General features: G+C 44.5%; 20 protein-coding genes. 2 read left to right on the top strand and 18 right to left on the bottom strand.

Annotated features, from left to right (window positions below; genetic code table 11):
- Positions 1-51: 51 nt before the first annotated feature.
- From groES to WBS51_RS03430, 5 genes are all read right to left on the bottom strand, one after another.
- Positions 52-336: a co-chaperone GroES gene (gene groES, locus WBS51_RS03410; protein ID WP_111920259.1), complete on the bottom strand. Its 285-nt coding sequence runs from the start codon at positions 334-336 to the stop codon at positions 52-54.
- A gap of 294 nt (positions 337-630) precedes the next feature.
- A complete protein-coding gene (gene codY, locus WBS51_RS03415) occupies positions 631-1,434 on the bottom strand; it encodes a GTP-sensing pleiotropic transcriptional regulator CodY (protein ID WP_173748674.1) in 804 nt (267 codons plus the stop codon).
- A 245-nt stretch (positions 1,435-1,679) separates the two neighbouring features.
- Positions 1,680-3,773: a type I DNA topoisomerase gene (topA, locus tag WBS51_RS03420; RefSeq protein ID WP_173748675.1), complete on the bottom strand. Its 2,094-nt coding sequence runs from the start codon at positions 3,771-3,773 to the stop codon at positions 1,680-1,682.
- A 1-nt stretch (position 3,774) separates the two neighbouring features.
- Positions 3,775-4,671, bottom strand: coding sequence for a DNA-processing protein DprA (dprA, locus tag WBS51_RS03425; RefSeq protein ID WP_173748676.1), 897 nt, complete (start codon positions 4,669-4,671; stop codon positions 3,775-3,777).
- A gap of 17 nt (positions 4,672-4,688) precedes the next feature.
- Positions 4,689-6,215, bottom strand: a complete 1,527-nt coding sequence (locus tag WBS51_RS03430) for a YifB family Mg chelatase-like AAA ATPase (protein WP_173748677.1) — start codon at positions 6,213-6,215, stop codon at positions 4,689-4,691.
- A 247-nt stretch (positions 6,216-6,462) separates the two neighbouring features.
- Between WBS51_RS03430 and sigK the strand changes: the two genes are divergently transcribed.
- A complete protein-coding gene (gene sigK, locus WBS51_RS03435; protein WP_173748678.1) occupies positions 6,463-7,089 on the top strand; it encodes an RNA polymerase sporulation sigma factor SigK in 627 nt (208 codons plus the stop codon).
- On the opposite strand, the gene WBS51_RS03440 is transcribed toward sigK, so the two are convergent.
- The 9 genes from WBS51_RS03440 to mtaB form a co-directional block, all read right to left on the bottom strand.
- Entirely contained in the window at positions 7,063-8,298 is a 1,236-nt protein-coding gene (locus tag WBS51_RS03440; RefSeq protein WP_173748679.1) for a peptidase U32 family protein, read from the bottom strand. The genes sigK and WBS51_RS03440 overlap by 27 nt on opposite strands.
- Before the next feature lies 1 nt (position 8,299).
- Complete coding sequence (locus WBS51_RS03445) at positions 8,300-8,953, bottom strand: O-methyltransferase (RefSeq protein ID WP_173748680.1); 654 nt, start codon at positions 8,951-8,953, stop codon at positions 8,300-8,302.
- Positions 8,950-9,438, bottom strand: coding sequence for an endolytic transglycosylase MltG (locus WBS51_RS03450; RefSeq protein WP_173748681.1), 489 nt, complete (start codon positions 9,436-9,438; stop codon positions 8,950-8,952). Before WBS51_RS03450 ends, WBS51_RS03445 begins: the two co-directional genes overlap by 4 nt.
- Positions 9,439-9,453: 15 nt before the next feature.
- On the bottom strand, positions 9,454-9,795 hold the full coding sequence (locus WBS51_RS03455) for a YlbF/YmcA family competence regulator (protein ID WP_173748682.1): 342 nt from the start codon (positions 9,793-9,795) through the stop codon (positions 9,454-9,456).
- A 2-nt stretch (positions 9,796-9,797) separates the two neighbouring features.
- Positions 9,798-11,465: a ribonuclease J gene (locus tag WBS51_RS03460; protein WP_173748683.1), complete on the bottom strand. Its 1,668-nt coding sequence runs from the start codon at positions 11,463-11,465 to the stop codon at positions 9,798-9,800.
- A gap of 27 nt (positions 11,466-11,492) precedes the next feature.
- Positions 11,493-11,759, bottom strand: coding sequence for a DUF1292 domain-containing protein (locus tag WBS51_RS03465; protein WP_173748684.1), 267 nt, complete (start codon positions 11,757-11,759; stop codon positions 11,493-11,495).
- Between the two features lie 98 nt (positions 11,760-11,857).
- Complete coding sequence (gene ruvX / locus WBS51_RS03470) at positions 11,858-12,292, bottom strand: Holliday junction resolvase RuvX (protein WP_173748685.1); 435 nt, start codon at positions 12,290-12,292, stop codon at positions 11,858-11,860.
- A 3-nt stretch (positions 12,293-12,295) separates the two neighbouring features.
- A complete protein-coding gene (locus WBS51_RS03475) occupies positions 12,296-12,565 on the bottom strand; it encodes an IreB family regulatory phosphoprotein (protein WP_173748686.1) in 270 nt (89 codons plus the stop codon).
- Between the two features lie 79 nt (positions 12,566-12,644).
- A complete protein-coding gene (mtaB, locus tag WBS51_RS03480; RefSeq protein ID WP_294459266.1) occupies positions 12,645-13,949 on the bottom strand; it encodes a tRNA (N(6)-L-threonylcarbamoyladenosine(37)-C(2))-methylthiotransferase MtaB in 1,305 nt (434 codons plus the stop codon).
- A gap of 166 nt (positions 13,950-14,115) precedes the next feature.
- On the opposite strand from mtaB, the gene WBS51_RS03485 reads away from it, so the two are divergent.
- Positions 14,116-14,349 (top strand): HPr family phosphocarrier protein, encoded by a 234-nt coding sequence (locus WBS51_RS03485; RefSeq protein ID WP_111920272.1) that lies wholly within the window; start codon positions 14,116-14,118, stop codon positions 14,347-14,349.
- A gap of 57 nt (positions 14,350-14,406) precedes the next feature.
- Here the strand turns inward: WBS51_RS03485 and thiI are convergent, their stop codons facing one another.
- Genes thiI through prmA form a run of 4 tightly spaced genes read right to left on the bottom strand, consistent with a single transcriptional unit; the run spans position 14,407 to position 18,496 of the window.
- Positions 14,407-15,585, bottom strand: a complete 1,179-nt coding sequence (gene thiI, locus WBS51_RS03490; RefSeq protein ID WP_291683251.1) for a tRNA uracil 4-sulfurtransferase ThiI — start codon at positions 15,583-15,585, stop codon at positions 14,407-14,409.
- Between the two features lie 17 nt (positions 15,586-15,602).
- A complete protein-coding gene (locus WBS51_RS03495; protein ID WP_173748689.1) occupies positions 15,603-16,757 on the bottom strand; it encodes a cysteine desulfurase family protein in 1,155 nt (384 codons plus the stop codon).
- 2 nt (positions 16,758-16,759) lie between these two features.
- Positions 16,760-17,500: a 16S rRNA (uracil(1498)-N(3))-methyltransferase gene (locus WBS51_RS03500; RefSeq protein WP_173748690.1), complete on the bottom strand. Its 741-nt coding sequence runs from the start codon at positions 17,498-17,500 to the stop codon at positions 16,760-16,762.
- A 9-nt stretch (positions 17,501-17,509) separates the two neighbouring features.
- Complete coding sequence (gene prmA, locus WBS51_RS03505) at positions 17,510-18,496, bottom strand: 50S ribosomal protein L11 methyltransferase (protein ID WP_294459270.1); 987 nt, start codon at positions 18,494-18,496, stop codon at positions 17,510-17,512.
- Positions 18,497-18,503: the final 7 nt, after the last annotated feature.

The raw sequence follows: 18,503 nt of genomic DNA on the forward strand, positions 1-18,503 counted from the left end.
CTAAATTAATCTTTAAATTTACTGTTGTCTTTTCTTATCTGTTTGCAAAGTTTATTTTACTACAGCCAGAATATCGTTCTGCTTTACAATGATATATTCTTCTCCGTCCAGTTTTACCTCTGTTCCGGCATATTTGGAATAGATAACCTGGTCGCCTGCTGCAACTTCCATTTTCACTTCTTTTCCGTCTACAACTCCGCCAGGACCAACTGCAACAACTTCTGCCTGCTGTGGTTTTTCCTGAGCCTGACCCGGCAGTACAATACCTGATTTGGTTGTCTCTTCTGCAACTAACTGTTTTAATACAACTCTGTCTCCTAATGGTACTAACTTCATATCTATTTCCTCCTTAATCATTCCTGTCTTTTGTTATTAGCACTCATTTCTATCGAGTGCTAACCGATAGTCATATATTAGTTAATTTAAGACATTTTCGCAAGCGGATACATGAACCTATTTCTCCCACTTTACTCTTTATATCTCTTATTTTCATTTATTTTCTCACTATATTTCACTTTTTCTTTTTTGTGCAGATTTTATATTTAGTTTATAAACAAAAAGCTGCCGCCTAAAACAGCCTTCTGCAAATCCCACAGAATTTTTCTCGGCTCTTTTAAGCGTCAGCCCTGTTTACGGTTCTGTTACTGCTTTTTTTACCAGCTTCCGTTTCTTGATTTCTTCCAGTTCGTCGAAAATCACTTCATTTAATACCTTGATATAAGTCCCCTTCATACCGGAGGAACGTGATTCAATGACTCCGGCGCTTTCAAATTTCCGCAGTGCATTCACAATAACGGAACGGGTAATCCCCACTCTGTCTGCAATTTTGCTGGCTACCAGGATTCCCTCATCGCCATCCAGTTCGTCAAAAATATGAATAATCGCTTCCAGTTCTGAAAAAGACAAGGTATTAAAAGCTGATTTTACCACCTGAATTTTCCGGTTCTCCTCTGCATTTTCCTCATGCACAGAACGCATCATCTCCAGCCCCACAACCGTTGTTCCATATTCACTGACAATAATGTCTTCAATATCATATGGTTTCTGGCTGCGGTACATGAACAGTGTTCCCAGACGCTCTCCCGCAATATCAATGGGACTGATAATGGCCATATACTGTCCAATCTGCTGGCCTTCAAATCCCAGTGTCTGCAGATTTACATTTTCTTTTGTAGACAGCACTCCCAGCAGTCTTTCATTTAAAAGTTTATCAATATAGCCCCCTACCTCACTGTCTATCAATTCCGTAATACGCTCTATGCCGGGGCAGGTTCCCACACCCAGGACTTTTCCCTTCCTGCTCATGACCAGAATGTTGGAATCTAATGTCTCTACCATAACCTCACAGATATCATTGAAAAGTACCTTTGATGCGTGGTTGTTGTGAAGAAGTTTATTGATTTTTCTAGTCTTGTCTAATAATTGTACGCTCATGGCGAACCTCCTCTCCTTTTTACCTCATAGTGTCTGTTCCGGTGGCAAAATCATAAATTACCGTTACGAATCCTCTTCTTCTAACCATTTTAACATACAATATTCTTTAAAGCAATGTGTAGTTTTGCTATTTTCAGTCTTTTCTATAGTTTTTCTAATAATTCCTATTACTGAAACAATGAAGCTTAACCAATGGCAGAAAAACAGCCTGACGTGGATTCAGACGCCAGGCTGTCTCATTCTTTTTATTTATTTGGCGCTTCTGCGGTTTCTTTTGGTTTCATCATTACATAACCGCAGTGCTCGTCCGCACATACCAGTTTACTGCCTTTTTCCAGCATATAGCCTCCACAGGACGGACACTTCTCTTTTGACGGCTTCTGCCAGGACATGAACTCACATTCCGGATTGTTTTCACATCCGTAATACAGACGTCCTTTTTTGCTTCGCTTCACCACGACCTCTTTGCCGCAGAGCGGACAGGCTACCCCTATTTTCTCCAGATACGGTTTGGTATTCTTACAGTCCGGGAAACCGGGACATGCCAGGAATTTTCCATGGGGGCCGTATTTAATAACCATATTCCGTCCGCACTGTTCACAAACAACATCTGTAACCTCGTCCTCAATCTTCACCTGCTCCAGTTCTTTCTGCGCTGTCTTTACGGCTTCATCTAAGTCCGGATAGAAGTTTCGGATTACGGTTTTCCACTCTACCTTGCCTTCTCCCACACAGTCCAGAAGTTCCTCCATAGTGGCTGTAAAGTTTACGTCTACAATACTTGGGAAAGCCTCTTTCATAATCTTATTGACTACTTCTCCCAATTCTGTCATGTACAGATTCTTATTTTCCTTTGCTACATACCGTCTGGCTATGATAGTGGTAATGGTTGGCGCATAGGTACTCGGCCTTCCGATACCCAGTTCTTCCAGCGTTTTTACAAGGGCGGCCTCTGTGTAATGAGCCGGCGGCTGGGTAAAATGTTGCTGTTCCTTAAATCCCTTTAGACCGATTTTTGTATTTTCATCTATACTTTTCACTAACAGCTGGGTTTCTGCTTTGCCATCCTCGTCCTGGGTATAGACAGCCATAAAACCGTCAAATTTCAGCTTTGACGCAGCCACTGTAAAATAATATTCCCCTCCCTGGATTTTCACAGAAGTTGTCTCATAAGCAGCCTGTTGCATTCTGCTGGCTGCAAACCGTTTCCAGATAAGCTGATACAGTCTGTACTGGTCTCTGGACAGCGATTCTTTTACAGACAGCGGAAGTCTTCGGATATCTGTTGGACGAATGGCTTCATGAGCGTCCTGAATTTTCTTTTTGCTGTCATTTTTCTTTTCTGCAGTAGCCGCATAAGCTTCTCCGTACTCAGAGATAATGTACTCTCTTGCTGTTGCGTCTGCTTCCTCGGAAATACGGGTGGAATCTGTACGCAGGTAGGTGATAATACCAATGGTGCCGCTGCCCTTAATGTCCACGCCTTCGTATAGCTGCTGTGCCAGGCGCATGGTTTTCTGTGTGGAGAAGTTCAGAACCTTGGACGCCTCCTGCTGCAGGGTACTGGTGGTAAACGGAAGGGGAGCTTTTTTGCTTCTCTCGCCCTTTTTGACCTCTGCTACCTTGTAATCCACGCCATCCAGTTCTTTTAAAATCTTGTCCAGTTCTTCTCTGGAATGAATGCCCAGCTTCTTATTTTTGTTTCCATAGAATTTTGCAACGAGCGGCTTTTTCTCTCCATCCACAGAAAATTCTGCATCAAGAGACCAGTATTCTTCCGGAATGAAATTGTTGATTTCTTCTTCCCTGTCTCCGATAATCCGCAGCGCCACAGACTGTACGCGGCCTGCGCTGAGACCTCTCTTTACTTTTGCCCACAATACCGGACTGATTTCATATCCCACCATGCGGTCCAGGATACGTCTGGTCTGCTGAGCGTCTACCAAATCCATTTTAATGTCTCTGGCCTGTTTAATGGATGCTTTTACCGCTGTTTTGGTAATCTCATTAAAGGTAATTCTGCGCATTTTTTTCTCATCCAGCTTCAGTGCGTTGGACAAGTGCCAGGAAATTGCTTCTCCTTCCCGGTCGGGGTCCGTTGCCAGATAAACTTTATCCGCTTTTTTTGCCGCTTTTCTCAGCGCTGCCAGAATATCTCCTTTTCCCCGGATTGTAATGTATTTTGGTTCAAAGTCATGCTCTACGTCAATTCCAAGCTGGCTTTTCGGCAAATCCCGCACATGACCGTTCGATGCCATTACCTCATAATTAGAGCCCAGAAATTTTTTAATTGTCTTTACTTTTGCCGGTGATTCTACAATCACTAGATATTTCGCCATGTCATCCTCCTGCTCTGGCATAATAATTTTTTACCGGCTCCTCAATAAGCCCATCTAATTCCAATTTCAGTAAACTCTCTGTAATTTCACTTGTTTTCAGAGGAATTTCCTGAAAGATTTCTTCTATATTTTTAGGTTGTAAATCGAGACAACTATACACCATTTCTTCTCTGCTTGCAAGCCCAATCTTTTTTTTCTCCCTGAAATCCCCATTCTTCTCTCCCTGTTTCTGGCCATAAATCTGCAATTCACTTAAAACTGCTTCCACAGAATCCGCCACTCCGGCCCCGTCTGCCAGAAGCCGGTTGCAGCCCTCGCTGAGTGCATCCCCCACCCGGCCCGGCAGGGCAAAAACGGCTTTTCCCTGTTCCAGTCCGCAGTTCGCTGTAATCAGAGAACCGCTTTTCTTTCTGGCCTCCACCACCAGTATCAAATCCGCCAGAGCGCTGATTATCCTGTTTCTCCTTGGAAAATTTCCGGCATAGGGTGGTGTTCCTTGGGGAAACTCGGACAAAATGCCTCCGCCGCCACTCACTATCCGCTGATACAAGTCTTGATTCTGCCTGGGATAACAGATATCCACCCCACAGCCCAAAACGGCAAAGGTTGCGCCGCCTGCGTCCAAAGCGCCTCTGTGGGCACAGCCGTCAATCCCTCTGGCCAGGCCGCTGATTATCTGTACTCCGTATCCGGCCAGGGCTTTGGCAAACTCATAGGCCTGATAAGCCCCGTAGCGGCTGCAGGTTCTGGCTCCTACAATGGCCACACTTTTTTTCCCGACATCCGGCAACTGTCCTTTCACGTACAAAACGCCCGGCATCTTATCATAATCCCGGAGTTTTGCCGGAAATTCCTTTTCCAATGCAGTATAACAACAAATCTTTTCTTTTCGTTCCATATAAAAATCCCTTTCTCCTATTTCCGGTATTTGTCATCTAAGGTCCGGTAAAACACAGCCTCACTGATATGAGGCTCCCTGATAAGCTCCTCTTTGTCCAAATCCGCTATGGTTCTGGCTGTCTTTAAAATCTTATGATACCCTCTTACGCTTAAATTCATTTTTTCATAGGCTTTTTTCAGCAGCCTTTCTCCCTCCCTGTCCATCTGGCAGTACTTCTCAGTTTCCCTTCCGCCAAGAGAACCATTGAAACAGATTTTCTCCTCCCCGTAACGTGCTTTCTGAATCTCATGAACCCGCTGCACCTCTCTGCGGATTTCCAGCGAAGTTTTTCCTCTTTCTCTCCTCCAGAGCTGCTGGGAGGGAACGTCCTTTACCTCCGTACACAAATCAAACCTATCCAAAAGGGGGCTGCTGATTCGCCCCAGGTATCTGGCAACTTCTCCCTCCGTACAGGAACACCGGTTTCGGTCCGGGTAGTAACCACACGGGCAAGGGTTCATGGCAGCAACCAATAAAAAATGAGACGGAAATTCATACGTTCCATTCAAACGGGAAATACAAATTTTATGCGCTTCCAAAGGCTGTCGCAGAACCTCCAGAGCCATCCGGGAAAATTCCGGCAGTTCATCTAAAAAAAGGACGCCCTTATGTGCCAGAGTAATTTCTCCCGGCCGCGGAATTCTCCCTCCTCCTGCCAGCGCTGTGGGGGAAATGGTGTGATGCGGCGCGCGGAAAGGACGTTTTTTCAAAACAGGTTTTGTACTGGATAAAAGTCCGGCCGCACTGTATATTCCGGAAACTTCCATGCCTTCTTCCCTGGAAAGCCCCGGAAAAATTCCGGGAATCCGGCTGGCTATCATAGTTTTCCCTGCACCTCTGCTGCCTATCAGCAGCAGATTATGAAACCCGGCTGCCGCAATCACTGCCGCCCGCTTGGCTGCCTCCTGACCGAAAATATCAGAAAGATCCTCTTCCGGTTTTTCTTCCTGATACTCCCATTTCTTAGGCGGATTTTTCACAGCGCCCCAATCCGGGCGTCCGGCACACTCCAACAGTTCCCGGAGACTCCCTACTCCCAGAATGGGAATGTTGTCAAGAAACTCTGTCTCCTTTAAATTTTCCCGGGGAATAATGCAAAGACGGCACCCTGCCTTTGCTGCAGTATCCACAATGGGCAAAATCCCCTGTACCCCTTTTACCTCTCCATTCAGACTCAATTCCCCCACCATGCAGACGTCCCTTACCTGTTCCGCTTCCAGGCTGCCAAAAGCGCATAAAAGAGCCGCTGCAATGGGCAAATCAAATCCTGTCCCCTCCTTTCGGATATCCGCCGGAGACAGATTTACGGTAATCCGCCTGGCCGGAAAAGAAAACCCCGTATTTTTCAGTGCTGTCCTGACACGTTCCTGTGCCTCCTTCACCCTGGAAGACAAATACCCTACCATGGAAAACAGCGGCAGTCCATTGCTGACATCTGCTTCTACCTTCACTGGAATACAGGATACCCCTGAAATAACTGCTGAAATTATACTGCTGAACATAAGCAATACCTCCCAAACTGCAACGGCTGTCTGCAGACAGAAACACTTTGCACTATGAAACAATTCCCTATCTTCACAGCCGTTTCTTTTTTCTTTTTTATTTTTGGAAATTATCGGCGGAACCGCCTTGAAATTTAGATTTTGATGAAGTTCATTTTAACACATTTTCCGGTATTTTACAATGGAAAAGCACTAATTTCTTTCTCTTTACATAAACTATAATTAAATTCCTCTGAGGTATGCCTGTGTGAAAACTTTTCTAAAGCCCCTGACACCGGAAGAAGAACGCCATTATCTTCAGGAATACAAACAGGGCAGCCTGGAAGCCAAAAACATCCTAATTGAACGAAATCTGCGTCTGGTTGCGCATATTGTAAAGAAATATCAGGGAGCTTCAGAAGAACTGGACGACTTGATTTCTATCGGTACCATTGGTCTGATTAAAGCTGTCCAGACCTTTGACAGTGCCAAAGCAAGCAAACTTTCCACCTATGCAGCCAGATGTATTGACAACGAATTGTTAATGCTTCTGCGCTCCAGAAAAAAGTCTAACCGGGAAGTCTCCCTCTATGAACCCATTGGTACAGATAAAGAGGGCAATGAAATCAGTCTGTTAGACGTGATTGAAACGGAACCCGTAGATGTGGTAAAAAATTATGCGCTGAAACAGGACACCACCCTTCTCTATCGTCTGCTTCCTGAAATTCTAAGCCAGCGGGAGCAGGAAATTCTGAAACTGCGGTATGGTCTGTACGGGGAGAAAGAACTGACTCAGCGGGAAATAGCAAAGCGGCTGAATATCAGCCGCTCCTATGTGTCCCGTATTGAAAAAAACGCACTTCTGAAATTACGCAGTTTCTTCCCGTCTTCTTAAAATATCATAGACAGATACTTCAGCCTCTAAATCCACATACAAAACCTGCTGTGGATGAGGTGCACTTTCCATTGGCTGTCCGTCCTCGTCAAAAATTCCTTTGACAAGGGCTTTCACATTTCTTCCGTCAGGTTTCATCACTTCTATCGTTTCGCCCAGCAGGAACTTATTCCTCTGGGTGATACGGTAACGGCCGTCCTCTCTGCGCCCTTCAATATAACCAAGATACGTATAGCCTTTTTCGTACGTATTGTTGTCGTAAATCTGCGTGGTTTCATCTGGCTTTCCATAGAAAAATCCAGTGGTAAACTGCCGGTAAGTACAGCTTTTAATCTGTTCCTGATACCAGGGCATATGTTCCCGGTAAAGTGCCGGGTCTTTCAGATAATCATCAATGGCCTTTCTGTAGGTTCTGGCTACTGTTGCCACATAGAGGGCCGTTTTCATTCTTCCCTCGATTTTCAGGCTGTCAATCCCTGCTTCCAGCACATCATCCATATGCTCAATCATACACAAATCTTTGGAATTAAAAATATAGGTTCCCCGCTCATTTTCATAAACGGGCATATATTCTCCCGGCCGTGTCTCTTCTACAAGAGAGTACTTCCAACGGCAGGGATGTGTACAGGCTCCCCGGTTTGCGTCCCGTCCGGTAAAGAAATTGGAAAGCAGACATCTGCCGGAATAGGAAATGCACATAGCCCCGTGAATGAAGCTTTCGATTTCCATTTCTTCCGGTATGTGCGCGCGGATTTCCCGAATCTCCGCCAGAGACAGTTCTCTGGCAGTAACCACCCTAGTGGCTCCCAGATTCCACCAGAACTGATACGTTCCGTAGTTGGTATTATTGGCCTGGGTACTTACATGACGCTCAATTTCCGGGCAGACTTCTTTTGCAATCATAAACACTCCGGGGTCTGAAATAATCAAAGCATCCGGCCTGATTGTCTTTAACTCTTCAAAATATTCCCGCACACCCTTTAAATCATCGTTGTGAGCCAGAATATTGGCTGTTACATATACTTTTACTCCATGCTCATGAGCAAACGCAATTCCTTCTTTCATGTCCTCCATGGAAAAATTCTTTGCCTTTGCCCGCAGTCCGAAAGCTTCTCCGCCGATATATACCGCATCTGCGCCAAACATAACTGCAATTTTCAGCACTTCCAGGCTGCTGGCCGGAATTAATAATTCTGGTTTACGAACCATTTTATTCCTCCTGCTGTTTCTTAATGCTCAGAGTTACCCCATCTCCCAGGGGAAGAATCGATGTTTCCAGCAACTCATGATGTTTCAAAACATAGAGATATTCTCTCATTCTCTTGTAAATTGTCCGGTTGCGCCGCTCTACCGCAAAATGGGATTCTACAATATCTCCATCCTGCAGTACATTGTCGGAAAGAAGAATTCCTCCATCTTCTAACAGGCGCAGCACCTCCGGCAAAAAGTTGATATACTGTCCCTTGGCTGCATCCATAAAGATAAAATCAAAACTTCCGGTAAGCGTCTTCAAAATCTCCTGAGCATCCCCCTCAAGAAGTGTAATCTGTTCCTCCTTACCGGCTTTTCGGAAATTCTCTTTTGCAATGGGAATCCGCTTTTCATAATTCTCTATGGTGACAATTTCGCAGTCCGCCGGATTATATGTGCTCATAAGAAGGGTGGAAAACCCCACTGCGGTCCCCACCTCTAAAATACGTTTCGGTGCTTTTATCTGCAGAAGCACCTTCAAAAAACTCTGCATTTCTCTTCGGATAATGGGCACACGATTTTTCAGTGCCTCCTGTTCCAGATGATTTAAGAAAGGAGTATTCCCCTTATCCAGGGAATTCATGTAGGTAACCATTCTCTCATCTACAATCACTGCTCTGCTCCTCCCTCATCAGAGGCATTTTCCGATTCGCTTTCGATATCAGAGCTGCCTTCCTTCGCCGCCCCGCTTGCGTCTGTCTGGTCCGGCTGTCCCTCTGTGTTTTCTCTGGCCAGAATGGCCATCATCTCATCCGGGGTCATACTGGTGTTGAGGATATATGTGCCTGCCTGCAGCTTGCCCTTATAACTGGAAAGTTTTTCCTGTACCACAAAAATCTTTGCGTCTTTAATCAATCCCTTTTTTTTCAGGATTTTTCCAATCTGGTATACCGAATCATCTTTTTTCAGAACCACGGTAATATCCCGCCCGTTCTCTTTGGTTGCCACTGCTTCCTGATTAAAAATCTCGTATCCGAAATCATAAGCAGACTTGCCTATATAAATAACCGCAATAGCCACACACAGATAGACACCCAAACGGAAAAAACCGCCTGCTATAATGGATGATTTTTTCTGTTTTCTGATTTGTTTTCCCATACTGTTCTCCTTACTCTATGACAAATCAGGCACGTCCAGATGAATGCCCTGATGAATAGCGGTTCCGATATCCTGCAGCTGTCTGCACAAGGCCAGTTCTGCATCCAGAAAACGGTTTACTTCCGGTATCCCGGACAATGCATCCATTTTTTCGTCCAGGTCATCCATCTCCTCGTACAGCTTTGTTTCTTCGCTTGCATTCTGCACCCGGTAATTCAGGCGGCGAATTTCATCTACCTGCTCCTTTAATCCCGGAATCTTGAAAACCGCATCCAGTGCAGCACAATACTCCTTGTATGTGCTGCCATTTCGGATTGCGGAAACCAGCATTTCTGTACAGGTTTCAACAAAACTCATGTCTAAGCCTCCATGATGATTGGCAGAATCATCGGATTTCTCTTTGTGCGCTTCCACAAGAAATCTCCCAGAGAATCCTTAATAATGTTCTTGATTTTTCCCCAATCTGTAATGTGTTTATCCAGGCAGATGTCAATGGCATCCTCCACTACAATCCTTGCCTCATCCATTAAGTCTTCCGACTCTCTTACATAGACGAAGCCTCTGGAAACAATATCCGGTCCTGCCAGCAGTCTGCTGCTGTGTTTTTCCAGTGTCAGTACCACAATCATAATGCCGTCTTCTGCCAGGTGCTGGCGGTCTCTTAAAACGATATTTCCCACATCGCCTACACCCAGTCCGTCTACTAAAATAGCGCCTGTGCGAACCTTTTCTTTCACCTTTGCCGGTTCTTCTTCATTGAGTTCCAGCACATCCCCGGAAGAAAGAATAAAAATATTTTCTTTCGGAATACCCAGGTCTCTGGCAAGCCCGGCCTGCGCCTTCAAATGGCGGTATTCACCATGAACCGGTATGGAATATTTGGGTTTCACCAGGGAATAAATCAGTTTGATTTCTTCCTGGCATGCATGTCCGGATACATGGGCATCCTGGAAAATCACGTCTGCACCTTTGCGGCTTAACTCGTTAATCACCTTTGACACAGCCTTCTCATTTCCCGGAATGGGATTAGAGCTGAAAATAATGGTGTCGTTGGGCTTAATGGTTACTTTTTTATGAATGTTTGCCGCCATACGGGACAGGGCTGCCATGGATTCCCCCTGACTTCCTGTGGTAATCAGCACCACCTTGTCGTCCGGATAATTTTTAATCTGGTCAATGTCCACCAGCGTCTTATCCGGTATCTGCAGATAGCCCAGTTCTGCTGCTGTACCGATGACATTTACCATGCTTCGGCCTTCCACAGCCACCTTTCTGCCGTATTTATAGGCAGAATTGATAATCTGCTGTACTCTGTCCACATTAGAAGCAAACGTCGCAATGATAATACGGGTATTTCTATGTTCTGCAAAAATATTGTCGAAGGTCTTTCCCACGGTTCTTTCCGACATGGTAAAGCCTTTTCTCTCTGCATTGGTACTGTCACACATCAGCGCCAGCACACCTTTTTTCCCTATCTCTGCAAAACGCTGTAAATCAATGGCATCACCAAACACAGGTGTATAGTCCACTTTAAAGTCTCCTGTGTGAATCACGATTCCCGCCGGTGAGTAAATAGCCAGGGCTGACGCGTCCTGAATACTGTGGTTGGTCTTTATAAATTCAATACGGAAGCAGCCCAGGTTAATAGACTGTCCGTGTTTAATTACTTTTCTCTTTGTGCTTCTTAAAAGATTGTGTTCTTTTAATTTATTGTCAATCAGTCCTATGGTGAGTTTAGTCGCATAAATCGGTACATTTACTTCCCTCAGCACATATGGCAGAGCCCCGATATGATCCTCGTGTCCATGGGTAATGACAAAACCTTTGACTTTGTCAATATTGTCCTTTAAATAAGTTACATCCGGGATTACCAAATCAATCCCCAGCATATCGTCCTCCGGGAAAGAAAGACCGCAATCCACTACGACAATACTGTCTTCGTATTCAAAGGCTGTGATGTTCATTCCAATCTGTTCCAGTCCGCCCAATGGAATGATTCTCAATTTTCCGTTATTATTTTTTTTCAATGTTATTCCTCCAATTATTGTCCGTTCCTATTCAAAATCAATGTCATCTAACATAGCAGCAAAGACCTTATAAACTGCTTCATATTCCGTATCGTCTTCTACGAATACATAGCAGCCTTCTTCGTCGCCATCCTCAGAAATGTCTTTTAAAATGTACGCCGCACTTCCGTTTTCTTCGTCGTTTTCTTCAGGGTCAATAACCAGCAGGTAATTCACGCCCCCTACTCTTGTCTGCTCCAGAATCCCAAATTCCAGTTCTGTTCCATCTTCTCCGTCAAAAATTACTGTTTCCATTTTTTTCGTCCTTTCTCTTTTTATTTTTTAGGCATACACAGAACCCGGAAACACGTTCGTTTCTGCCCGAACCTGCCGCTTATGGTTCAGGCTTGCAATCAAACGGTATCCGGGTTTGCTTTTGCATCTAAATAGCCCTGCAGAATAAATACAGCCGCTATCATATCTACATATTTACCTCTGTTTTCTCTTCGCACACCGGTTTCCATCAGCGTACGGTTGGCTTCCACTGTCGTAAGCCTTTCATCCCACATAACAACGGGCAGTCCCAATCTTCGTTCCAACGTTTCTTTTAGCTGCAGTGATTTTTCCGCCCGTTCTCCGATAGTATTGTTCATATTCTTTGGAAATCCCAGAACAATTTCTTCCACTTCGTATTCTTTCACCAGTTCTTCCACTCTGCGCAGAGATTTCCGCAGCTTGTTTTCCTCTTCTCTTCTGATGATTTCCACGCCCTGGGCTGTCAGTCCCAAGGGGTCACTGACTGCCACCCCTATGGTCTTTGAGCCATAATCCAGTCCCATAATCCTCATAGCTTAACCGCGCTTCCAGGATTCGTTTTTAATGTATTCCTTCAGAAGTTCTTCTACCAGCTCGTCCCGTTCTACTTTCATAATTGTACTTCTGGCACCCTTGTAGCTGGTAATGTAAGTCGGGTCTCCTGACATGATATAGCCCACAATCTGGTTCACCGGATTGTATCCCTTTTCCGCCATCGCATTGTAAACCAAATCCAGGACTTCCTTCACGCGCACTTCCGGAGCTGTTTTTACATTAAAATATTGTGTATTTTCTAAATTTGCCATACGATTCACGCCCTTATCTCTCATTCTACTACTGCAACTATGATACTATTTTAATATATCTTGTTTGGAAATTCAACTATTATATTGTGCAAATAAAAATCCCATCTTCGACAGAATCCACAACTTTCCCCGTACGAATACAGTTTTCCAGGTTTTTTTCTGTCTTTACAGCAGCTCTCAGATATTCTTTTGTATGCCCTGTCCAGTAAGTTTCTCCCTTGATTTCCACGGTTTCTTCAAAGAGAATTTCCACTTCCCGTCCCACAAAATGACTCATATATTTTTCCATATGTTCTTTTCCAAGCTGAATCAGCACATGGCTTCTCTCTGTCTTTACCTGCTCCAGCACCTGGTTTTCCATACCGTCTGCCCGTGTCCCCTGTCTCCTGGAATATTTAAAAATATGGGTTTCATAAAAGTCCGCCTGCTCAATCATAGCTTTGGATTCAGCAAATTCCTCTTCTGTCTCTCCCGGAAATCCTACAATGACATCCGTAGTCAGCGCAGGATTTTCAAAATGCTTCCGCAGGATTTCGCAGCCCTTTAAATATTCCTCTGCTGTGTAACGACGGTTCATGCGTTTCAAGGTCTCATTGCAGCCGCTTTGTAGAGACAGATGAAAATGAGGGCAAATTTTAGGCATACTGCCCAGTGCTGCTGCAAATTCTTCGGTTACAATTCTGGGTTCTAAGGAACCCAGACGGATTCTTTTCACTCCCGGCACTGCATGTACGTCCTGAATCAGAGACAGCAGCGTTTCCCCACAGTCCACGCCGTAAGAACTCAGATGAATACCGGTCAGTACAAACTCCTGATAGCCGTTTTTTGTCAGACGTTCCACCTCTGTCAGTACGTCTTCCTTTTTCCGGCTGCGTACCCTTCCTCTCACATAAGGAATGATACAGTAACTGCAGAACTGGTTGCAGCCGTCCTGCACTTTCAGATATGCTCTGGTGTGCTCTCCTGCTCTGGACAACTGCAAGTCCTCATACTCTACAGGAGTCTCCAGATTCACCACTTCCCGTTCCTGTCCCTGGTTCTTTTTATAATTTTCCAGTATAAAGAGCAAATCCTGCTTCCGGTTATTTCCCAGCACAATGTCAATGGCATCATCGATTTTATCCATATCTTTCTGTGCCTGCACATAACACCCCGCCGCAATGACAATGGCATCGGGATTCATCTTTCTGGCTTTGTGCAGCATCTGTCTTGACTTTCTGTCAGCAATATTGGTAACCGTACAGGTATTGATAATATAAACGTCTGCTCCCGGCTCAAAGGGAACAATTTCATATCCTGCTGTTTCCAGCATCTGCTGCATAGCCTCCAGTTCATAAGCGTTGACCTTGCAGCCCAGATTATGCAATGCGACTCTTTTTTTCATAATTCCACCTTTCCTGTTTTTTAGACCTAGCGTTTTGACGAATTGTTTTCATTTTCTTTGTATTTTATTTCTCCCTTTTTTATATTGACTTTTCCTGCCAATAACGGTAACATTATCCTTGTAAAATGCAATTAAAAAATCTGATGTAAGGGAGGATTTTATTCCAATGAAAACAGTTAAAATTTCACTCAATTCCATTGACAAGGTTAAATCCTTTGTAAATGAAATCACAAAATTTGATTATGATTTTGATTTAGTATCCGGCAGATATGTCATCGACGCTAAATCCATCATGGGTATTTTTTCTTTAGATTTATCTAAGGCTATCGATTTAAACATTCATGCAACAGACGCTGCTTTAGATGAAATCCTGGAAGTATTAAAACCATACTTAATCTAATTTAAGTGCGTATTCATATTTTTTAAAAGACTGCTGCTTTTGCAGCAGTCTTTTTTCTTATTCGCAGATAATGGTTTCTGCAGTTTCCACAGCCTCTTTCATCATCTCGTCGATTTTTTCCTGTAACTTTTCTTCAGAACGTTTAATTACCTGAAGATTCGGCTTTGTCACCGGATGTTTCGCCACAAAGATGGTACAGCAGTCTTCGTAAGGCAAAATAGAAGTCTCATAAGTATTGATTTTCAGCGCTACGTCTACGATTTCCTGCTTGTCAAATCCGATAACCGGACGGAATACCGGCATGGTACACACTTCATTTGTTGCTGCCAGGCTGTGAATCGTCTGACTGGCCACCTGCCCAATACTTTCCCCTGTAATCAGCCCCAGACAACCGTCTTTCTTTGCAAACTCTTCGGCAATTTTCATCATGTAGCGGCGCATGATAATGGTCAGTTCCTCATGAGGACATTTATCGTAAATATACAGCTGTATGTCTGTAAAATTCACCACATGCAGGCGGATAGGACCGCTGTATCTGGCTACCAGTTTTGCTAAATCCACAACTTTCTGTTTGGCCCTCTCACTGGTGTACGGCGGCGCATGGAAGTATACCGCGTCGATTTTCACACCTCTTTTAGCAATCATATAGCCTGCCACAGGACTGTCAATACCGCCGGAAAGCAGCAGCATAGCGCTTCCGTTAGTTCCCAGAGGCATACCGCCCGGTCCCGGAATGTTTTCAGAATAGAGATAGATTTTGCTTCGGATTTCCACATTGACAAACACGTCCGGTTTGTGTACATCCACTTTCATATTCGGGCAGGCGTCTAAAATTATGCCGCCAAGAGCGCTGCTGACTTCCATGGACTGCATGGGGTAGGTTTTCTTATTTCTTCTGGTATTTACCTTAAAGGTCAGTTCTTGATCTCCGTACAGTTTTTTCACATAAGCAGCGACTTCTTCGGACAATCTCTCAAAGCCTTCGTCTTCCAGTACAACAGCAGGACAAATGCTGAAAATACCAAATACCCTCTTTAAAGCTTCTATGGTTTCTTCATAGTCAAATGCACTTTCCGCATAGACGAAAATACGTCCCATTTCTTTTACAATACGGAATTTGCCTTCTACGTCTTTCAACTGATACTTTATCTGCTCTACCAGAGCGTCCTCAAAAATATAACGGTTTTTGCCCTTAATGGCAATCTCTGCATATTTAATCAAAAATGCTTTATACATAATCTTTTTCCTCTCTGTTATCTTCTGGCATATCTGCGCAGCATGGGAAGCACTTCTCTTAATACTTCCAGGGTATAAGCCAGTTCTTCTCTTGTGGTAAACTCACACAGACTGAAGCGAATGGCGGATTCCTTTCTCTCTGGCGACAGGCGCAAAGCCCCTAAAGAGGCACTTCCTGCCCGCTTGTGACTGGAGCAGGCGCTTCCCGCAGAAACATAAATCTGCCGGTCTTCCAGGGTATGGAGAAGCACTTCGCTCCGCACACCTAAAAAGCTGACATTTAAAATATGGGGCGCTCCCTTCTCCGGTTCCGGTCCGTTAATTTCTACTTGTTCCATTTTCTCCAGCTCTGCCGCAAGATATGTTTTCAGTTCTCTCATACGGGCGGTATCTGCTTCCAGATTCTCATAGATTTTCTTTGCCGCCACGCCAAGCCCTGCGATTCCCGGCACATTGTCGGTTCCGGAACGCATGCCTTTTTGCTGACCTCCGCCTAAAAGCAAAGGCTGGATTTTCGCCTTTTCATTTATATATAAAAAGCCGGCCCCCTTTGGCCCGTGAATCTTGTGTCCGCTGACAGCCAGCAAATCAATCCCCATTTTTTTCGGGTAAATTCTGTATTTTCCATATCCCTGCACTGCGTCTACATGATAAAGTGTTTTGGGATTTTTCTCATGAATGATTCTGCCGATTTCTTCCGCCGGTACTACGGCTCCCATTTCGTTGTTCACATACATGGTGGAAACCAGAATGGTGTCTTCCCGAATAGTCTCTGCCAGACGCTCAAGAAGCAGGTTTCCCTTCTCATCTACGGGAATCTCCGTAATCTCATAGCCCTGCTTTTCCAGCCAGGCCAAAGGCGCAGAAACCGCCGCATGTTCAAAGGGAGTGGTAATGATATGTTTTCCCTGCCTGCTGTTTGCCAAAGCGGTTCCTATGACTGCCCAGTTATCGGATTCCGTTCCTCCGGAAGTAAAGAAAATTTCTTTTTCCTGCACTTTTAATGTTTTTGCAATTTCTTTTGCAGCCTGTTTTACATAATTCTCTGCCTCCACACCTTTTAAGTGCATAGCAGAAGGATTTCCATAATCCTCCAGCATGGTCTTTACCACAATGTCTTTTACTTCTTCATAACATCTGGTGGTTGCCGAATTATCCAGATATGCTTCCATTTCTATTCCTCCAGTGCAAACATCAATACAGACAGCACTGCAAGTCCTGCTGTCTCTGTTCTTAAAATTCTTTTTCCCAGAGTGATAGCGCTGGCCTTTGCTTCCCGCACCGCCAGTTCCACCTCTGCTTCTTCAAATCCGCCTTCCGGACCGATAAAAATTCCCACGGACTGTCCTCTTTGGATGTTTTCTACAATCTCCTTGGTCCGGGCCATTCCCTTTGCAAGCTCATAAGGCAGAAGCACCACATCCAGCTTTTTTGCATATTCCACAGCCTCCGGAAAGGTTTTCACCTCGGAAATCCGGGGAACATACATTCTTTTAGACTGCTTGGCAGCGCTTTCTGAAATTGCCTGCCATCTGGCAATCTTCTTCTCTTCTTTCTTTTTGTCCAGTTTTACCACTGCTCTTCTGGAAGCCACGGGAATCACTTCACAAACACCCAGTTCCACTGCCTTCTGTATGATAAACTCCATTTTATCACTTTTAGGAAGCCCCTGAAAGAGATAGAGTTTGGAGGACAGCTCGTATCCCGCCTCCTGAGCATACATAATATGTGCCAGAATTTCTTCTTCCTGCATATCTTCAATATAGCAGGTATATTCCGTATTTTCTCCGCTGCTGATGAATATTTCATCTCCCGGCTTCATGCGAAGCACATTTTTGATATGATTGACATCAGAGCCCTGAATACGAATTTCCTTTTCTCCCACCTGCCGGGGTTCCACAAAAAAACGATACATAGATTTCTCCTAGTTCTTTCTGGCTGTCACAGACACCCACTCTCCCTGATAGGTCACTTCCAGCACTTCCAGTCCTGCAGCTTTCACCGCATTTACCACGGTTTCCTCTTTGTTGTCAATAATACCGGAAGTGATGTAGATACCGCCTTTTTTCATCTGATGGATAATTACCGGAGTCAGAGGCACTAATACATCGGCCAGGATATTGGCCACTACGATATCGTATTTTTCATATCCCACGGTATCCTGTACTTCCTTATCATCAATAATGTTTCCAATCATCATATCAAAAGCAGCCTCCGGAATGCCATTGGCTTCTTTGTTTTCTTCTACAGCCGGTACTGCGCAGGTATCCAAATCTGTACCAACCGCATGCTTCGCCCCCATTTTCAGGGCTGCAATGGAAAGAATACCGCTTCCGGTTCCCACATCAAGAAGTTCTGTATCCTTTGTCACATACTTCTTTAACTGGCGGATACAAAGCTGTGTTGTTTCATGCATACCTGTACCAAAAGCCGTTCCCGGGTCAATATGAATAATCATTCTGCCTTCATCCTCTTTCTTCACCTTTTCCCAGGAGGGAATAATCAGAATGTCATCTACATAAAACTGTTTAAAATACTGTTTCCAGTTGTTAATCCAGTCAATGTCTTCTGTCTCGTCGATTTCTATGGAACCTTCCCCGATATCCATGAAAGTTCTCAGGCTGTCCAGTTCTTCCTCCACGGCTTTTAAAATGTCCTCCTGAGCTGTTACTTCTCCATTCATCAAAAGTTCGCCGTCTTCTGTCTCTTCCACAAAGAAGCTCAGGTAAGCAATGCCGTCATCTTCCTGCATATCCGGAAGAATGTCCACAAACATCTGCTCTTTTTCCAGTGTGGTCAAAGGAACATGGTCTTCTATCTGAGCCCCTTCCAGTCCAATGTCATAAAGGGAACTGATAATCATATCCTCAGCCTCTGTTTTTGTTTTTATTCTGAATTTTTTCCACTTCATCGTTTCC

The organism is Blautia acetica (assembly GCF_038739805.1).
In the GTDB taxonomy this organism is placed as follows: domain Bacteria; phylum Bacillota; class Clostridia; order Lachnospirales; family Lachnospiraceae; genus Blautia.